At 63.5% G+C, this 17,703-nt stretch carries 15 protein-coding genes; 12 read left to right on the forward strand and 3 right to left on the reverse strand.

The window, feature by feature from the left end; genetic code table 11:
- The first annotated feature begins 14 nt into the window (after window positions 1–14).
- The 9 genes from Q7V31_RS06490 (at window position 15) to Q7V31_RS06530 (ending at window position 10,356) form a co-directional block, all read left to right on the forward strand.
- A complete protein-coding gene (locus tag Q7V31_RS06490; protein WP_304733212.1) occupies window positions 15–476 on the forward strand; it encodes a hypothetical protein in 462 nt (153 codons plus the stop codon).
- 143 nt (window positions 477–619) lie between these two features.
- A complete protein-coding gene (locus Q7V31_RS06495) occupies window positions 620–1,912 on the forward strand; it encodes a hypothetical protein (RefSeq protein ID WP_304733953.1) in 1,293 nt (430 codons plus the stop codon).
- A 34-nt stretch (window positions 1,913–1,946) separates the two neighbouring features.
- On the forward strand, window positions 1,947–2,858 hold the full coding sequence (locus Q7V31_RS06500; RefSeq protein WP_304733213.1) for a glycosyltransferase 61 family protein: 912 nt from the start codon (window positions 1,947–1,949) through the stop codon (window positions 2,856–2,858).
- A 337-nt stretch (window positions 2,859–3,195) separates the two neighbouring features.
- Window positions 3,196–3,714, forward strand: a complete 519-nt coding sequence (locus tag Q7V31_RS06505; RefSeq protein ID WP_304733214.1) for a spore coat U domain-containing protein — start codon at window positions 3,196–3,198, stop codon at window positions 3,712–3,714.
- A gap of 89 nt (window positions 3,715–3,803) precedes the next feature.
- A complete protein-coding gene (locus Q7V31_RS06510; RefSeq protein WP_304733215.1) occupies window positions 3,804–4,559 on the forward strand; it encodes a molecular chaperone in 756 nt (251 codons plus the stop codon).
- A gap of 90 nt (window positions 4,560–4,649) precedes the next feature.
- Window positions 4,650–6,851, forward strand: a complete 2,202-nt coding sequence (locus Q7V31_RS06515; protein ID WP_304733216.1) for a fimbria/pilus outer membrane usher protein — start codon at window positions 4,650–4,652, stop codon at window positions 6,849–6,851.
- Window positions 6,848–7,369, forward strand: coding sequence for a spore coat U domain-containing protein (locus tag Q7V31_RS06520; protein WP_304733217.1), 522 nt, complete (start codon window positions 6,848–6,850; stop codon window positions 7,367–7,369). The genes Q7V31_RS06515 and Q7V31_RS06520 overlap by 4 nt, the downstream gene beginning before the upstream one ends.
- A 467-nt stretch (window positions 7,370–7,836) precedes the next feature.
- Window positions 7,837–9,960, forward strand: coding sequence for an autotransporter outer membrane beta-barrel domain-containing protein (locus tag Q7V31_RS06525; RefSeq protein WP_304733218.1), 2,124 nt, complete (start codon window positions 7,837–7,839; stop codon window positions 9,958–9,960).
- A gap of 69 nt (window positions 9,961–10,029) precedes the next feature.
- The gene (locus tag Q7V31_RS06530; RefSeq protein ID WP_304733219.1) at window positions 10,030–10,356 is read left to right on the forward strand and encodes a hypothetical protein; all 327 of its coding nucleotides are present in this window, start codon (window positions 10,030–10,032) and stop codon (window positions 10,354–10,356) included.
- 59 nt (window positions 10,357–10,415) lie between these two features.
- Here the strand turns inward: Q7V31_RS06530 and Q7V31_RS06535 are convergent, their stop codons facing one another.
- From Q7V31_RS06535 to Q7V31_RS06545, 3 genes are all read right to left on the reverse strand, one after another.
- Window positions 10,416–11,720, reverse strand: coding sequence for a methyl-accepting chemotaxis protein (locus tag Q7V31_RS06535; protein ID WP_304733220.1), 1,305 nt, complete (start codon window positions 11,718–11,720; stop codon window positions 10,416–10,418).
- Window positions 11,695–12,279: a PAS domain-containing protein gene (locus Q7V31_RS06540; RefSeq protein WP_304733221.1), complete on the reverse strand. Its 585-nt coding sequence runs from the start codon at window positions 12,277–12,279 to the stop codon at window positions 11,695–11,697. The genes Q7V31_RS06535 and Q7V31_RS06540 overlap by 26 nt, the downstream gene beginning before the upstream one ends.
- A gap of 812 nt (window positions 12,280–13,091) precedes the next feature.
- Window positions 13,092–14,231 (reverse strand): citrate synthase/methylcitrate synthase, encoded by a 1,140-nt coding sequence (locus Q7V31_RS06545; RefSeq protein WP_304733222.1) that lies wholly within the window; start codon window positions 14,229–14,231, stop codon window positions 13,092–13,094.
- A 177-nt stretch (window positions 14,232–14,408) separates the two neighbouring features.
- On the opposite strand from Q7V31_RS06545, the gene Q7V31_RS06550 reads away from it, so the two are divergent.
- The 3 genes from Q7V31_RS06550 (at window position 14,409) to Q7V31_RS06560 (ending at window position 17,699) form a co-directional block, all read left to right on the forward strand.
- Window positions 14,409–15,632 carry a citrate synthase family protein gene (locus Q7V31_RS06550; protein WP_304733223.1) on the forward strand — a complete coding sequence of 408 codons (1,224 nt, stop codon included), beginning with the start codon at window positions 14,409–14,411 and terminating at the stop codon, window positions 15,630–15,632.
- The gene (locus Q7V31_RS06555) at window positions 15,629–16,303 is read left to right on the forward strand and encodes an NAD(P)H-binding protein (protein ID WP_304733224.1); all 675 of its coding nucleotides are present in this window, start codon (window positions 15,629–15,631) and stop codon (window positions 16,301–16,303) included. The genes Q7V31_RS06550 and Q7V31_RS06555 overlap by 4 nt, the downstream gene beginning before the upstream one ends.
- A gap of 136 nt (window positions 16,304–16,439) precedes the next feature.
- A complete protein-coding gene (locus tag Q7V31_RS06560) occupies window positions 16,440–17,699 on the forward strand; it encodes an MFS transporter (protein ID WP_304733225.1) in 1,260 nt (419 codons plus the stop codon).
- The last annotated feature ends 4 nt before the right edge of the window (window positions 17,700–17,703 follow it).

Here is a 17,703-nt window from a genome sequence, read left to right on the forward strand (position 1 = left end):
AAGGAAATGCCGCAATGCGAAGCACGAAAATGAGCCCCGAACGGCCGGTTTTTAAGTCGGCAGCGTTAATTTTCGGGCTTTGTATGCTCGCGCCGCCGGTTCTGCTGGCGGCGGCGGGGGAAAGCCAGGCCCGCGTCCGGATCGAAACCGGTCGCGACCTTCAGGCCGCCTGCGCGGCGCTTGCCCGCCATCACCTGGCGCCGCAGACGCCGACGCCGCGCGATGCCCTGTTCTGCCGGCAATTTCTGATGGGCTATTTCGGTTCGCTGCGCTACCTGCATGACGATGAGCGCCTGAAGCGCACCTTCGATGCGCCCATGCGCGATCCGCTGACCTGCATCAATATCGACGGTCCCCGCTCTTACGACCAGCTCGCGCAACAGGTCGTCCGCACCGGTGAATGGAACCCGCAGCTGATGGACGAGCCGGCCGTCAAACTCGCCCAGAAAACCTTTTCCGACCGCCCACCCTGTTGAGCGGCAGCGGGATGCGCCCACGCGACAGTAAAATCCTTAATTCAGTGTTCGGAAGATTTCGACCGTCGCCGCGATGATGTGTCATATTCCGGGACGCTCTGGAGTCATCGACTATCCGGCGCGTGGAACGCCCATTGCCGGACATGATGATGTTGAACGAACTGAAACAGCGCGAAGCGACCGGCAACCCGATCCATGTCGGCCTGGTCGGCGCAGGCCTGATGGGCCGGGGGATCGCACATCAGATCGGCCGCACGCCCGGCATGCGCCTCTCATTCATCGCCAGCCGGTCGGAAGCGCCCGCCCGCGAAGCGGCCCGCCTCTATGGCAAGCCGGTCCGCGTCACGACGGACGCCGTCGCCGCGCTGCGCGATCCGTCGCTCCCCTGCGACGTGCTGGTCGAGGCGACCAATTCGATCGTTGCGGCTTACGACTACTGCATGGCCGCCATTGAGCGGCGCGCGCATTGCGTGCTGATGAACGCCGAGGTCGACCTGATGCTCGGTCATCTGCTGCGCGATGCGGCCGCGCCGCAGGGCGTCGTCGTCACCAGCGACGCCGGCGACCAGCACGGCGTACTGGCGCGGATGATGGAAGAAATCGAAATGTGGGGCTTCGAGATCGTCCAGGCCGGCAACATGAAGGGCTTTCTCGACCGCTATCGGACGATGGAGGGTTCGGTCGAGATCGCGCGCGGCCTCAATCTGTCCACCGGGCAATGCCTCGCCTATACCGATGGCTCGAAACTCAATATCGAGATGTCGCTGATCGCCAACGAGCACGGTCTGACGCCCTTCGTGCCGGGCATGCAGGGCCCGAGCGCCGAGCGCATGGAAGACGTGCTCGATCTTTTCGACTTCGACCTCTATGAGGGCAAGGGGCGGGTCGACTACATTCTCGGCGCCCGCCAGCATGGCGGCGGCGTCTATGTCGTCGGCCGCTGCGACGATGCGTTCATGCGTTCCTATCTGGGTTACTACAAGATCACCGGCCGGCATCCCTATTACGCCTTCCTGCGTCCCTACCACCTCTGCCATCTCGAAACGACCCGCGCCGTCGCCATGGCGGCGCTCTACGGCAAGTCCGTGCTCGGCCTGCGCAAGGGACGGGTGACCGACTGCTATGCCCATGCCAAGAAGGCGCTGAAGCCGGGCGATGTCATCGGCCATGCAATCGGCAGCGACGAGGTCTACGGCCTGATCATGACGGCGGCGGATGCCGACGCCGCCGGGCGGGTGCCGCAGGGCCTGCTCGATGTCGAGGAAGGCCCGGCGCGGCCGATCGTCAGGCGCGCGCTTGAAAGGGACGAACCGCTGACCTTCGATCACCTCGATATGCCCGCGACCCGTCTGATGGATCTCTGGACACGACAGCAGGCCATGCTGGAACGGGCGATGCCGGCGCAAGCGACGTTGAAGCAACCGGTGCTGGCCTGATACCGCGCCGGACGCCACGGGATGGAAACCAATCATGATCGCGGAAACCGCCGCCGACATTTCTGCCGCTCCGATCCACCTGATACCCGGGAAAAGCGACGTGGGTTCGGTGCAGCACTTCTGGCACTACATGTTCGGCTACCTGCTGCCGGTCGTCGACTATCACCTTGCACATGCCTCCCCCGCCCGCCGTTATGTTCTCGAATCCTGCGGGCCCGTCATGGACGCCGTCACGCAGGAATGCCTGTCCTGTCTCGGCGTCGATTTCGTGATTGCCGAACGGGACGACATCGCGGCGCAATATGCGGGCATCGATGAAGCCGTGCTGGAGCACTGGGACCGCTTCACGCAGGACCCGAAATGCGGGCAGGAGTTGAGAAAGCGGCTAGACCGTGTCGTGCCGGCCCTGAAGGCGGCGATCCCCAATCGCTGCGGCTGCGGCGCCGATGCCGCGCTGGCGGGCCGGATCCTGCTGCTGGAGCGTTCGGCGATGCCCAATTTCTATGCACCGGGCGGGCCGGCCGAAATTCCCGGCTATGGCCGGGGGCGGCGCTACATTTCCAATCTCGACGAGGTCTGTGCGCAGATGCAGGCCCGCGGCTATCCGGTCGCGATCTACGAGCCCGGCGGCCACAGCGTCGGCTGCCAGATCGCGGTCTTCTCGAAAGTGCGCGGTGTCGTCGGCATCGAAGGTGCCGAATTCGCCAACCTGATCTGGGCCGCCGAAGGCACGCGGGTCTATCTCCTCCGGCCGGCCGGATTCGTCATTCCCTTCCAGCAATGCCTGTCGGAATGCATGAACATGTCCTACCGGCAGGACAGCTGTCCGGGCATGATCGAGCCGCTCAGCCGCCACGCGCTGCAGGACTACTTCGCCGGTATGGGAAAGCCGACGCTTGCGGACCGCCTCGTCGCTCCCTTCCGTCGCTGGACCGGACGCGCCTGACCGCCGCGCATGCCGCCTCGGGACGCGCCGCCACGCTCGCCCCGTCTGCGTGTTTTCCGAGCCTGCCCTCGCCGGACCGCGCTGCCTAGCCTTCTGACATCGGACTTGTGCGATTGCGTGCTGATACATGGCGGCGTGGAGCCGTCTGAATGATATTCGGCCGAAACGCGCCCCGAACCGGAGCGCACAGGTTTTCGGGGGACATCGCAAAAACACTTCCCATCGCCACCCTTGGCCTTGCGATCGCATTCGGCCCGTCACCGGCTGTTGCGCGCGAAAGAAAAAATTAACCAACCGCAACCTAGACTCTTGCGGGGCACTTCGAAGGAGTTTGCGCATGTATCCGGAACCCGGCCGACCCGATCGACGCAATCGTCTGCGCAACATGCTTGCGGTCGCGCTGCTCGCCATCCCGGCAGGTCCGGCACTTGCCGACACCGCCACCACGACCTTCAGCGTCACAGCAACCGTCAATCATGCCTGCCTCGTATCGGCCAGCGACCTGAACTTCGGCGTCTACGACCCGTTTTCCGAAACGGCGCATGACGGTGCCACGACGCTTGGCGTCACCTGCACGATCGGGACGGCCTATGATGTCGGCCTGAGCGCGGGCCTGGGTGCCGGTGCAACGGTTGCGGCACGCAAGATGACTGCAGGCGAGAATACCCTGACCTATTCGCTCTATCGGAATGCTTCGCGCTCGCAGGTCTGGGGCGTAACCGTCGACACCGACACCGTGCCGGGAACCGGAACGGGAGCGTCCCAGACGCTCGACGTCTACGGGCGCATACCGGCACTTCAGTCCGTACCGCCGGCGACCTATGTCGACACGATCACCGTAACCGTCTGGTACTGAGGATGGAGGGTCCGGACACCCTTGCCGCAGGCCTGATCCGGACAGATCGCCGCCATCCGAATGGCAGACCATTGACCGGGAAACATCAAATGCGACAATCGTCTTTTATGCGGGCATCCTTGGTACTCGCCATTGCGGCCGCCACCGCGGTCATGGCAACGCTGCCGGCCCGCGCATCTTCCATGCTCGAAGTCAGTCCCATCCGCATCGCCCTTCCGGTCGAACGCCCGATGGCAACGCTTCACCTTCACAATCACGGCGAGCGGGAAACGACGGTTCATCTGGACGCCATGCGCTGGCGGCAGGAGAATGGCGAAGATATCTACGAACCGGACGACACATTGCTGGTGACGCCGCCGATCGTTCACCTCCCCGCGGGGGAGGAGCAACTTGTTCGTATCGGGCTTTCCGAGCCGAAGACCGGCGCAACGACGGGGGCTGCCTATCGCGTGTTCATCCGCGAGGTGCCGAGAGAGGAATCTTTTGACGCGGCAACGGTTCGGGTCGTTCTCCAGATCGGCGTACCGGTCTTCGTCCTTCCGGCACATCACGCACACGCAAAGGTCGACTGGCGTATCGTCCGGCGGTCGGGCGGGCTCTTCAGCATCGAAGCGCAGAATGTCGGCGACGTGCATGTCCAGATCACCAATATCGGCGTGCGAAAGGTCGGCGGCACCACGGCTGCAGCCGATCTGAATACCATGCGCTATGTCCTTCCGGGATCGACCGTATCCTGGCCGCTTGATGCGGCGGACAGCCGCGCCATCGCGAATTTGCCGGAACGTATTGCGATTACCGCGGTCACGGATCAGGGCGTGATGAATGCCGAGATAACGCGTGAATGAATGTTCAGGCAAGCCACCGCCGCGATCGTTCTCTTTTGTCTTCTGCGAAGTGTAACGGTTCTTGCCCATCATGCTCCCAGCGAACATGCATTGTCGGCCGATATAAACGGCGTCGAAAGTCCGCATATCGTCATCGTCATTTTCAGGAACGCCGACATCCATCTCTGGAGCGAGGAATTCGACCATCTCGGATTGGTGGAACCGGAGGTGGAGGGGATTGTCTATGGCAACAAGACCTTTCTGCCGCTGCTGGCGGTACCCGGACTGTCCTACCGCTTCGACGAAAGACGCCTCAATCTCGAAATAGAGTGTGAGCCGGCCTGCTTCCCGGGCAGCCGCTCTGAACAGGTCAGGCATCGCCCCCGGCCCTCGCCGGTCGCGTCCGGCGTCGCGCTGAACTACGATCTGTCGGCCCAGCAGACCGCTGGCGATTTCGTTTTCGGCGGTTTGGGCGAGTTCCGGTTCTTCTCCAATGCGGGCGTCGCAGAAAGCGGTCATCTGGCGGAATACGCGTCGGATGAGTGGCAATTCACGCGGCTCCAGACCGCATGGACCTTTGATCGCCCCCAGTCGCTGCATTTCCTGCGTCTCGGCGACAGCATCGCTGAAGGCGGCGCATGGGGCGCTCCAAGCCGGTTCGGTGGAATCCAGTTCGGAACGGATTTGTCCATGGATCCGACATTCATTTCTTTCCCGACACCGGGCATATCCGGCGAGGCGGCCCTCGCCTCGACGCTTGATATTTTCATCGACAACACGCTTCGCGGACGCCGCGACATACCGGCCGGCCCCTTCTCTCTCACCGACCTGCCTGTCGTCACGGGCGGGGGCGATATTCGCGTGGTGGCGACCGACCTGTTGGGACGCGAACAGATTATCGTTGCCCCCTTCTATGCCAGCCAGAGTCTGTTGAAGCGCGATCTCGCCCTCTATTCGCTGGAGGTCGGGGTGTTGCGCCGGAACTACGGCGTCGATAGCAACCAGTATCGCGAGGGCTTTGTGACCGGCACCTATCGGCGCGGCCTGACCGACTGGCTCACCGCCGAAATTCGCGGCGAGATGTCCGACTTCCGCAGGGCCGCGGGATTCGGTCTGGCGTTTCAACCTGGCCTGTTCGGTGTCGCCGAACTGGCCGGTGCGGTCAGCGAAGCCAATGACAGGACGGGACAGTTCCTGCGCGCAGGCTATTCCTACACGCGAGGACCGTTCGGCATTGGCATCGTTCAGGATTGGGCTTCGTCGGACTTCAGGCGGATCGGCGAAGCGCTGGACCGCGCGCCTGTCACCTCGGCGACACGCGCAAATATCGGCATTGAACTGGGCGGCTGGGGCAGCGTGGCGGCCGGATATGCGCGGCAGGAGCGTCCCGGTTCCGCCGATTTCGAGGCTCTAACGGCTTCCTATTCGCACCGTCTCGGCACGATCGGCCACCTCAATCTGTCCGCCTTTCGCGACCTCCGGAATGACAGCCATTCACTGGTCATGACCGCGACGGCCCCGCTCGGCCCGCGCACCACGGCCATTGCCGGGCTGCAGCATGAGACCGACAATCGCCTGACCTCAAATCTGGGCCTCTTTCATCAGCCACCCCCGGCCGGCGGCCTTGGCGGTCACCTGATGACGACACAGGGCGACAGGCGCCGTCAGGAACTCGGTGTCTTCTACGACAGTCCCTATGCCGTCGTGCGGGCGGATTTCGTGAGTGCCGATACCGGAAATGCGGCACGTCTCGGTCTTCGCGGAAGCCTCGCCATGATCGAAGACCGGGTTGCCGCCACGCGTTTCTCCGACGGTGCCATGGCCCTTGTCGACGTGTCCGGATTTCCCGATGTCGGCATCCTGAAGGACAATCAGCAGGTCGCGCGGACCGGCGCCTCGGGCAAGGCGCTCATCGCGGGACTCAGGCCCTATCAGCGCAACACCATAGCTATCGATCCGCTCGACCTGCCGCCCGACGTCGAGATCGGCAATTTCGAGGTGACCGTCATACCGCGCCGGAGCAGCGGCGTACACGCGCATTTCAAGGTCAGGGAAACCAATGCGGCACTTGTCACCGTGCTGCAGGAGAACGGCGAGCCTCTGCCTCCCGGCACCCGGATCGTATCCCTGGACAGCGGCGAGCGGTTCACCGCCGGCTACCGCGGCAGGGCCTATCTCTCGGGTCTTGACCGGGCGCAGAGATTTCGGGCCGAGTGGTCCGAGGGGGCTTGTGCATTCTCGTTCGGTCCCATCGAGCCGGATGCGGGACATGCCGTTACCGAGCCCGTCATCTGCAGGGAGACAGGACCATGAAACCGCGCACCTCGAAATCGATCGGCCTACTCTGCCTCGTCGCTTTCATTGCGCTAGCGGGCGCCGTTTTGATGCCATCTCGCGCCGACGCCTCCTGTCTCGGCATCTACTGCACTTGCACCGTGTCGGCCACCGGCCACAATTTCGGTACATATGATGCAATCCAGCGCAACGCGGTCACCAGCAGCAACACCGTGACCGTCCGTTGTGTCGCCCTCGTTCTCAGCGTCGCCGTGTCCTACGAAATTCGCCTCAGCAGCGGCAGTTCCGGCAGCTACAATCAGCGGCAGATGATGAGCGGCGCCAACACGCTCGGCTACAATCTCTATACCAATTCGAGCCGCACAACGGTCTGGGGCGACGGGACGGGCGGCACGCAGACCGTCACTGACGGCTATCTGCTGCAACTTCTCTTTCCGGTCACCAGAAATTACACTGTCTACGGACGGATAGACGGCGGACAGAATGCGGCGGCCGGTTCCTACAGCGATGTCATAACCGTCACGGTACTCTACTGACAATACAATGTCCGGGGATCGGGGGGCGTCTTGCAAAACGTCGCCGCCCCAACATCCCGGAGTGACGCGATATGCCGGTCGCGATGTCCCTCACGGCCCATTTCAAGCAGGTCGATCGCGCCGCGCCGGTGACTGGAACCCGCAGCTGATGGACGAACCGGCGATCAAACTCGCGCAGAAGACCCTCGCCGGCCGACCGCCCTGTTGAACAGGCGGCGGATCGTCCCCTCCCGCACAAAAGTGAAATCCGGAATTCAGCAGTCGGAAGATTTCGACCATTGCCGCGCCGTCGCGCTCGCCCCGTCTGCGTAATTTCCGAGCCTGCCGCCGCCCCCTCGCACTGCCTAGCCTGCGGCATCGGGCTTGTGCGGTCGCGTGCCGAGGCATGGCGGCCCGAAGCCGTCTGAATGACATTCGGCCGAAAAGCGCGCCCAATCCAGCGCGTGCAGGCTGTTGAGGGACATCGCATGAAGAAGACACTTCCCGTCGCGGCCCTTGGCCTTGTGATCGCATTCGGCCCGTCGCCGGCCGTTGCCCGGCAAATCGTCGTTCTGCCCGGCGTGGTCGGGCCGACCGGCGAACTGGACGGCGTCGATACGCAGGGCCCGGGATTGCTCACCGTCGGCGCCCAGGACATCAATACCGCGAACGATGCGGGTGGCGGCATCACGACCGACGCGGCCGATACGGCCAACATCATCTTCACCGACAGCTCGATTATCACCGGCTTTGTCGGCACGGTCGGATCGACCTTTCTCGACATCTCGGCCGGCACCGCCGGCAACACGGTGACCTTCAACGGCGCAGTCTTTTCGACGACCTTCTCGGTCTCGGGAACCGGCACGGTCAATTTCAATGGCGGCTTTACCAGCAATACCGGCTCGACAGTCGATTTCGCCGGCGACGGCTTCATCAATCTCGCCGCCGGCCAAACCCTGACCGGCGCCATCACCAACACGGCGGGCGCCAGCACCGGCACATTGACGCTCAATGCCAACAGCATCGTCGATGGCGCGGTCGGCGCGGCCAGCGGGCTGAAGGTGATCAATGTTGTCGGCGGCGACGCGCTCATTACCGGCCAGGTCAATGCGGCCGAATACACGTTTGGCACCAATATACTGAATGTCGGCGGTGCCTTCGAAATCCCGGTGGCCGGCGTCATCAATACAACGATTTTCAGCCTGTCGGATTACGGCCAGGTCGTGCCGGTCGGCTTTGCGACGATCGGAAATGCGCTGCAGGTCAATGTCGACGTCACCGGCCCGATCGCCAATGGCTCCAGCTTCAACATTGTCGATGCCGCCAGCGGCACGAACGGCAGCACTGTCATCGCAACGAGCAGCAGTCTGCGCTATCTGTTTGCGGCACTGCCCACCACCAACGGTCTGGTCCAGATCACCGCGACACAGGTCCCGCTTGCGGTCATCGTCGCCCCGACCGCCGATCCGGTCGCCCCCATCATCGGCCCGATTGTCGATGCGTTGCCGGTGACGCCGGACACGGAGCCCGTCCTGACGGCCATTACCTTGCTGCCGACACCTGCGGCGGTCGCCGCCGCGCTGGCGCAACTCGCGCCGGGCGCTTCCAATTTCGGCGCGCCGCTGACGAGCTTCGGCGTTACCCAGCGCTTCCAGTCCCAGCTCGCCTCCCATCTCGACAGGGTGCTACCCACTTGCAGCGAGGTTGGCGAGTACGACAAGCTGAACATCGTCCGCTATGAAGACGGCACTGTCTGCCATCCCGACGGCCGTCATGCTCATTGGTGGATGACCGCCACCGGCTATTTCGCCGATCAGGGCAATCTCGGCGGTTTCGAGGGTTACGATTCCCGCACGCTGGGCCTGATGATTGCCTATGAGCGGGCGCTCAGCGCGACGACCCGCGCAGGCTTCGGCCTCACCTATGCGCAGTCCGAGGTCGATGCCAATAGCTTTGACAACAATGTCGACATCGATTCCTACCAGGCGACCCTCTTCATGCGTCATGCGCCCGGCGACTGGTTCGCCAATGCCGCCCTCACCTATGGCTATGACGACTATACAAGCAGGCGCAACATCGCCTTTCCGGGCTTCAGCGCGACGGCGGCTGCCGATTATGACGGCCACCAGTTCACCGCCTATGGCGTCGCCGGGCGCCATTTCTACATCGATGACGGCCGGACCGTCTTCACACCGAGCACATCGCTGCAATACACGCATATGCGTGTCGGCGCCTATACCGAGACGGGTGCCGGCGGCGTCAATCTGAATGTCGGCGAACAGACCTATGATTTCATCCAGTCGAGCGTCGGCGCGGAGATCGCACGCAACTTCACGCTTCCGGGTATGCAGATCCTGCGTCCGGCGCTGCACGCCAACTGGCTGCATTCATTCGGCGACCGGACGATGACGAACACCGCAAGCTTCACCGGCGGCGGGCCGGCCTTTACCATCGACGCCCCGGCGCGCGACCGCAACACGTATAATGCTGGCGGGGGCATCGAGTTCGCCGGCAGTCCTTCATGGTCGATCGGTGCTGTCTATGACCATCACTGGAACAACAACAGCTTCTCGTCGGACCAGATAATGCTCAATCTGGTCCTGCATCTCTAGGACGCAGCGGCCAACCGGGTTCCTGTCCGCCCCACTTCGTCCACCGTCCGTGAAAATCGGTGCGGCCGAGTGTTTGCGTCTCACCCACGCCGCCCTGCCAGAGCGTCGCGTGACGGCGGAAAATATCTTGTCGAACTTGTCGGGTTCGGTGCGCAATCTTGCTGTCCGCGCAGCTTCGAGACGCTGGCGCCCAATCCGCTCGGCTGCATCAATGTCGACGGGCCGCGTTCCCCGGACCAGCTCGCCCAACAGATCGTCCGCGCCGACGACTGGAATCCGCAGCTGATGGACGGAACCGGCCCCTGGCACCCGCCTGTCTGGCTTGCGGGCGGTCTGCTTGAGCTCCTGCCTCTTTGCCGTGGTCGCCACACGTGGCGCTCCCGTTTCGAGTCATGACGATCGCCGATCGCGCCACAGTGGTTTTCGTCGGCTTGCCTTCCCGCGCAACGGCAAGGTCATGCGACCTTGTTCATGACCTCCACGAAATGCTGCATCTCGACGTTGAGGTTTTCCGCTTCCTTCGAGAGCTCGGTCGCGGCGCCCAGCACCTGGGTGGCGGCTGCGCCGGTCTCGCCGGCAACCATCGTGACCTCCTGGACGCTACGGCTCACGTCCGTGGTGCCCGACGAAGCCTGCGTCACGCTGGAGGCGATTTCCTGCGTGGCCGCGCTCTGCTCCTCGATCGCCGCAGCGATGGCAGTCGCGATCTCGCTCACCTCGTGTACCGTCCTGCCGATGCCCTCGACCCCGGCGACCGCATCTGCGGTGGCGCCGCGGATGGCGTCCACCTGTTCGGTGATGTCCTGGGTCGCCTGCGCAGTCTGGTTCGCGAGGCTCTTCACTTCCTGGGCGACCACAGCGAAACCCTTGCCGGCCTCGCCGGCGCGCGCCGCCTCGATGGTGGCGTTCAGGGCCAGCAGGTTGGTCTGGCCCGCGATTGTGGTGATGAGATCGACCACATACCCGATCTTCTCCGCGGCGAGCGACAGGCTTTCCACCCGTCTGTTGGTTTCCTCGGTTTCGCGGACTGCGGCCTGGGTGATGTCGTTCGATCGCGCGACCTGTTGGCCGATTTCCCGGATCGAACTGGACAGCTCCTCCGCCGCGGACGCGACGGTTCCGACGCTCGTCGAGGCCAGCTCGGCGCCGGCCGACACTTCCTCAGCACGCTTGTTCGTGCTTTCGGCCGCACCTTGCATCGAACGAGCCGTGGATTCCAGTTCCGTGGCGGCCGACGATACGCTGCCGATGACGTTCTTGATCTTGTCGGCGATCTTGCGCGACTCGGTGACCTTCGCGGTCATCGAATCCGCGGCGGCGTTGATGCGCTTGCTGCTCACCAGAAAGCTGCCGACCATGCTGGTCTCGACGATGCGGCGGTAGAAGAGATTTCGGGCCACATGATCCATTGCCGCGGCCGACTCGCGGAGGAACGCGTCCGAGCGGTCGATCACATCGTTGATGGCCCAGAGCAGTTCGCCCATTTCGCCGGTTTCGCTGATGTCCGTGATACGGGCCTCGAAGTTGCCGGACTGGATCTGCTTGCAGACGTCGAGGGCGCGGGTGATTGCGCCGCTGTCGCTCCCTTTGGCCCCGGTTGCGAAGCCCAAGAGGCCGATGGCGCCGAACGCGGGGAGAATGCCGAGGCCGACAAAAACCGGCGAAGCGCCTGCCGCGATGCCCATCGCGCTGACACCACCGCACGCGATCGCGGCGACGCCGGCGGCGATCACCCTAAAGACCGAAGATGAATTCGTCATAGCCGATGCCCTTCTCCTTGAGGATCGCATTAAGCCGTTCCGACGACTTCACGAGCCCGGCGCGCCGGTCCGCTTCGCCATCCTCGATATCCTTCAGCGCGCGATAGAGCGGGATGATGGTCCCGTCGACGACGCGACGATCCGGAACGCGGCGGCTGGAATGGTAGCCGATGGTTTCGCCGGAAGCAGCGATCGACGGGGTGGCGTGCGCCAGCACCCAATAGAAGTCGCCGGTCTTCGTCATGTTCTTCACATAGGCGAATATCTCCTTGCCCGCCTGCAGCTGGTCCCACAGCAACTTGAAGATCGCGCGCGGCATGTCCGGGTGCCGGATCATGCTGTGCGGCTGGCCCAGCAGCTCGGACTCCTGGTAGTCGGAAATCGCCATGAAGACGCGGTTCACATAGGTCAAGTGACCCTTGAGGTTCGTCTTGCTGACGATGATGTCGTCCTTCTCGAAGAACCGCTCATTCGTCGTCGGCTGCACGACGCGCGCGACCTTGCGCGCGACCGGTTTGCGACGGGAAGCCGCAGGTTCACTGACAGCTACGATGGACATGATGATCCCCCCCAGGATACTGCACGATCCGGAATTCCATTTACGCAAACCGCGAAATAGTTTGCCCTCTCATCTTCAGAACGGCTCCGCCTTGGGCGATCCATCGATCGTCGTCGACACGGGAGGTCACGAAGTCTTGGGACCTTTGGCGTGAGACATCGCTCACAAAGCTACGCCGGAACGGTTAAAAATCTCTTTGGCCGACATTCCCCGGTTGCCCCCGCTTCGTGAAGAGACAGCAGGTCCCATGGCCTGCCGAGGCAATGTTGAGTGCGGTGCAGGACGATATTCGTCTGGATTTGGCGCCAGTCGCCGTGAGCACCGGCATCCCGGCCCGTTGATGGCGTCGTTTGTCGTCTGCAACGCGCACCTATCCCGTTGCCTTTTGTAACATCGCCGTCAGGCTCCCCTCATGCTGGAGCAGGCGGCGCCGACGCGGCACTTGTAGCCGCGCCGGAAAACATTGTCGCGACTGTCAATCATGCCGGCCTCGTTTCGGCCAGCGACACGAGCCTTAGCGTCTACAATCCATTTTCCGAAACGGTGCATGACGGTGCGATGTCACAACCGTCACCGTGCTCTACTGACAACACGATCTTCAGGGATGCGCGGCGTCGCGCGGGGCGTCCGCGGCAAGCAGGGCCAGCGCCGCGCAGACACGCGCGGTGAACGGCGAGCCGCCATATCGCAGACATCGACCTGCGAAATGGCTCGTCAAAAACTGTTACCCATGTCTCCGAACACCTGTAACCCTTGTCTCCGGTCCATACACGGGGAGAGGGTGGAGAAGGAAAGACATCGCGCCCTCACCCTCAAGCCGCCTGTGTCTCTTCCGGCCAGTCGCCGACATAGACCGATTGCGGGCGGATCAGGCGCCCCACCCGCTCCTGTTCCATCACATGCGCCGACCAGCCGGCGATGCGCGCCATCGCGAAGACCGGCGTCACCGCGTCGCGCGGGATGCCGAGCGCTTCCAGCAGCACGGCCGTGTAATACTCCATGTTGGTGTCGAGGCGCTGGCCGGGCTTGGCCTTTTTCAACGCCGCCAGCGCGCCGGCTTCGACCATGCGGGCGAAGCGCAGGCGTTCGTTGTTGTTCGTCAGCAGGCTGACGGCCTTGTCGAAGACATCGGCGCGCGGGTCGCGCACCTTGTAGACACGGTGGCCGAAGCCCATCAGCCGCTCACCGCTCGCAATCGCGGCCTCGAGCCAGGGGCCGATATTCGCTTCCGTGCCGATCTCGTCCAGCATGTCGAGCACCGGGCCCGGCGCGCCGCCATGGAGCGGCCCCTTCAGGGCACAGAGCGCGCCAACCACCGCCGAGATCGTGCCGGCGCGCGTCGCGGCGATGACGCGGGCGGTGAAGGTCGAGGCATTCATGCCGTGATCCATCACCGTCACCAGATAGGCGTTCAAGGCTTCGACCTCGGCCGCGCTCGGGCTTTCGCCTTTCAGCATGTGCAGGAAGTCGGCCGCGTGACCCGCTTGCCGCTCGGGGGCGATCGGGGCTTTCCCCTCCATGTGGCGGCAGAGGGCGGCGACGAAAACGGGAGCGGCACCGAGCAGGCGCAGCGCATCGCGCAGCGAAGCGGGGATATCTTCACTTATCCCCGGGGTCTTCTCCCCGTCCGAAAGCATCGACAAACCAGTGCGCAGGCCTTCTGTGACAGTTTTATGACAGTTTTGTGACAGAAGGGGGGGTACGAGCGCAAACGCTGCTGTGCGTGCGCTGCCAAGTGCAGCCTTCAGATCGCCCGTTTCGACCCCGGCAGCACACCAGAGGACCGCTACCGCGCCCTCGAAATCATGTGTGTTTACAAGGGTTTCGACCTCATATCCGGCAATGATCAGGCGCCCCGCCTCGCCGTCGACATGGCTCAGATTCGTCTCGGCGGCGACCACATTGTCGAGGCCGCTGGCTGTTGCGCGCTCTTGTGTGACTGTCTTCGACATCGCTCAACTCCTTCGGTTCCGGCGCTGAAATCCCAATGGTTTCATGGGCTTGCCCCGCAGACGCCGCAGCGCTGCACAGCGGTTTGACAGCGCGCTGTCACAATCGAAGCTGGGGGAAGGTTGATTGTTCGTCAATCTTGATTAAGCTAATCAATGTCAAATCATTTTGGACAGGTCATGGCCAGAAAGCCCGGAAATCCGCCGGAAAATCTCTATCTCTCGGCGCGCGAGGCAGCGGCCGAGCTCGGCATCAGCGTTGCCTCGCTCTATGCCTATGTCAGCCGCGACCTGATCCGCTCCGAACCGGTGCCGGGTTCGCGCGCTCGGCGGTACCGCGCCGAGGACGTCAGGACCCTCAAAAAACGTCGGGTTTCCGCCGAAAATCCGACCCTTCCCGCCTCGCTCAGCTTCGGATTGCCGGTGATGGATTCGGCCATCACCCTCATTGCCGAGGGGCAACTCCATTATCGCGGCTCCGATGCGACGGCGCTGGCGCGCACCTCCTCGCTGGAGCAGGTGGCGGCGCTTTTGTGGGGCGCGCGCGAGCAGCCCTTCACCCGCGAGGCCGTGCTGAAACCCAGCGAACCCTTAAGAAAAATGGCGGAAAGCCTGGCGAAATCGCCCCGCATCGAGCGCTGCCTGGCGCTGTTGCCGCTGGCCGCGCTGGAGGATGCGGCCGTCTACAACATGACCGATCGCGGCCTCGCGGCCACCGGCGCGCGGCTGATGCGCTTTGTCGGCGCGGTCATCTCTGGCGAGGAACCGAGCGAAAAACCGCTGCACGAGGTCCTCACCCGCGCGCTGACGCAGGGCGAAAAACCGGCCTCGGAGCTCATCCGCGCGGCGCTGGTGCTCTGCGCCGATCATGAGCTCAATGCGTCCGCCTTTACCGTCCGTTGCGTCGCCGGCACCGGCGCCACGCTATATGCAGCGGTGCAGGCCGGCATCTGCGCTGCGCAGGGGCCGCGTCATGGTGGCTTGTCGGGCCGCGTCGAGAGCCTGTTGCTCGACATGGCCAACCGGCAGGATGTCGAGGAGGCGGTGCTGCAGCGGCTGAAGGACAATGATCCGGTGCCGGGCTTCGGCCATCCGCTCTATCCCGACGGCGATCCGCGCGCCAAGGCCTTGATCTCGATGCTGAAAGAGAAATATGGCGACGATGCCAACTACTTGCGCGCACAACGAATTTTGCGCGTGATGGAGGAAGCGGGCGGCCTCAAAGCCAATATCGATTTCGCCATCGCCGCTATGGGCGCCGTGCTGCATCTGCCGCGCGGCGCAGGCTTGAGCATTTTCGTGCTCGGGCGCACGGCCGGATGGATCGGTCATGCGATCGAGCAATACCGCACCGGAACGATGATCCGGCCGCGGGCGCGTTACACAGGCGAGGCACCCAGATGATTGAAAAGACTGCATTAATTGCCGGCGCGACAGGGCTTGTCGGCGGCCATCTGCTGAAGCTGCTGCTTGCCGATCCGCAATACGGGAAGGTCGTCGCGGTGACGCGGCGTCCGCTTGGCGGCGCCGCATCGCCGAAGCTCGAAGAGCTGGTGGTGGATTTCGACGCGCTCGACAAGTCGCTGGCGCAGAAGAATATTTCGGTCGACGACGCCTATTGCGCGCTCGGCACCACCATCAAGACCGCCGGCAGCCAGGATGCATTTCGCAAGGTCGACCACGACTACATCGTCGCCTTCGCCAAAGCCGCCAAGGCGCGCGGCGCGAAACGCATGATGCTGGTCTCCTCGATCGGTGCCGATCCGGCCTCATCCGTTTTCTATTCGCGCGTCAAAGGCGAGACGGAACAAGCACTTGGCGCGCTGGGATTCGAGGCGCTGCATATTTTCAGACCCGGACTTCTGATCGGCGACCGCACCGAAACGCGGCCTGTCGAGTCGATCGGCAAACTCGTGTCGCCCTTGCTCGATGCCATGATGCTCGGGCGGGCGCGCGTCTATCGTTCGATGCGTGCCGAGAATGTTGCGCGTGCCATGCTGGCCGCTGCGTCAACCGCAACATCCGGACAGCAAATTCACACCTACGACCAGATGATGTATCTCGCGGGGGCTTGAAATTCCTTCGCGCATGATACAGTTCCAAAAATGAATTGAGGTCGGGAGGAGCCATCATGGCGTGTCGCGCGCATGATTTTCACGGGGTTGGGCATGATGCTTTGCGCGCGATGCCTGCCATGCGCAGCTTTCGGCCATGAGTGCGCATGAAAGCATGACCGCGACCGCCCATGGCGAGGCCGCGCGCGCCCGGCAGCGTCGTCTCAATCTCTATCTCGGCGGACAGGCAAGCTGGTTCATCAGTCTCGGCATCCAGTTCGTCATTTTTCCGTTCCTGGTGACGCAGGTCCTCCACGAACCGGCGGCGCGGGTCGGCATCGCGCAGATGTCGCTGATGGCGCCGGCGATCCTGTTCATGCTGCTGGGCGGCACCGTTGCCGATCATGGCGATGCGCGGCGCATCCTGATCCGCGTGCATCTCCTCTCGTCGCTGCCGCCGCTGGTGCTTGCCGGGATTTATCTTTCCGGCAACCTCACTTACGCCTCGCTGATCATCTTCGCGCTGACCATGGGCACGCTGAGCGCCTTTGCCATACCGGCGCGCGACTCGGCGCTGACCCGCGTCGCCGAAACCGGCATCCAGCAGGCCGTGACCATGGCGATGGGCGTGCAGATGGGTTCGCAGCTTGTCGGCATGCTGATCGCGGCGCTGGCGGGAATAACGGGCACACCGGCGCTGCTTATCTTCCAGGCCGTTATCATGCTGGCGGGCTTTTTCGCTTCGCTGAAACTCGTGCCGCTGCCGCCCTCCAATGCGGCAAGCACCGAGAGCCGGCTCGCGCAGATCGTCGACGGGCTGAAGGAAGCGGCGCGCATTCCCATCGTCGCCACGGTGATCGGCCTCAATTTCGCGGTCGGGCTGTTCTATGTCGGCAGTTTCCTTGTGGTTCTGCCGCTGATGATCCGCGACATCTACCAGACGACATCAGCCGAATTCACGGTCAAGTTCGCGATCGTCAATATCTGTTTCTGGGGCGGCACCATTCTCGTCAACATGGTGCTGTTCCGGATCGGCCATATCGGCCATCGCGGGCGGATGATGATGGCGTCGCTTGCCAGCGGGCTCGTCATTCTGGCGCTCTTCCACTTCCCGATGCCGTTCTGGATGATCTGCGTGCTGGTGTTCTGGTGGGGCATGGGCGCCGGCACGACGATGACGATGGGGCGCACGATCGTGCAGGTCGCCGCGCCCGAAAGCCACCGGGCGCGCGTGCTCGCCGCCTATCAGCTCGGTTTTTCCGGCGGCGCGCCCATCGGCGCCCTGACCATGGGCCTTCTCGTCGGCTGGCTCGGCATTTTCGACGCGGTGCTGGTACCGGCGACGATCATGGTCGGCATCCTCGCCGCGCTCTATTTCCTCTCGCCGATCTGGAGCTACAAGGCGGAGATGGAGTAGCCGC

The sequence above is a fragment of the Parvibaculum sp. genome, assembly GCF_030651915.1.
Lineage (GTDB): Bacteria > Pseudomonadota > Alphaproteobacteria > Parvibaculales > Parvibaculaceae > Parvibaculum.

Coding starts and splice junctions, on each gene's coding strand:
- Q7V31_RS06490 (WP_304733212.1), top strand. CDS start 15: ATGCGAAGCACGAAAATGAGCCCCGAACGGCCGGTTTTTAAGTCGGCA.
- Q7V31_RS06495 (WP_304733953.1), top strand. CDS start 620: ATGATGATGTTGAACGAACTGAAACAGCGCGAAGCGACCGGCAACCCG.
- Q7V31_RS06500 (WP_304733213.1), top strand. CDS start 1,947: ATGATCGCGGAAACCGCCGCCGACATTTCTGCCGCTCCGATCCACCTG.
- Q7V31_RS06505 (WP_304733214.1), top strand. CDS start 3,196: ATGTATCCGGAACCCGGCCGACCCGATCGACGCAATCGTCTGCGCAAC.
- Q7V31_RS06510 (WP_304733215.1), top strand. CDS start 3,804: ATGCGACAATCGTCTTTTATGCGGGCATCCTTGGTACTCGCCATTGCG.
- Q7V31_RS06520 (WP_304733217.1), top strand. CDS start 6,848: ATGAAACCGCGCACCTCGAAATCGATCGGCCTACTCTGCCTCGTCGCT.
- Q7V31_RS06525 (WP_304733218.1), top strand. CDS start 7,837: ATGAAGAAGACACTTCCCGTCGCGGCCCTTGGCCTTGTGATCGCATTC.
- Q7V31_RS06535 (WP_304733220.1), bottom strand. CDS start 11,720: ATGACGAATTCATCTTCGGTCTTTAGGGTGATCGCCGCCGGCGTCGCC.
- Q7V31_RS06540 (WP_304733221.1), bottom strand. CDS start 12,279: ATGTCCATCGTAGCTGTCAGTGAACCTGCGGCTTCCCGTCGCAAACCG.
- Q7V31_RS06545 (WP_304733222.1), bottom strand. CDS start 14,231: ATGTCGAAGACAGTCACACAAGAGCGCGCAACAGCCAGCGGCCTCGAC.
- Q7V31_RS06550 (WP_304733223.1), top strand. CDS start 14,409: ATGGCCAGAAAGCCCGGAAATCCGCCGGAAAATCTCTATCTCTCGGCG.
- Q7V31_RS06555 (WP_304733224.1), top strand. CDS start 15,629: ATGATTGAAAAGACTGCATTAATTGCCGGCGCGACAGGGCTTGTCGGC.
- Q7V31_RS06560 (WP_304733225.1), top strand. CDS start 16,440: ATGAGTGCGCATGAAAGCATGACCGCGACCGCCCATGGCGAGGCCGCG.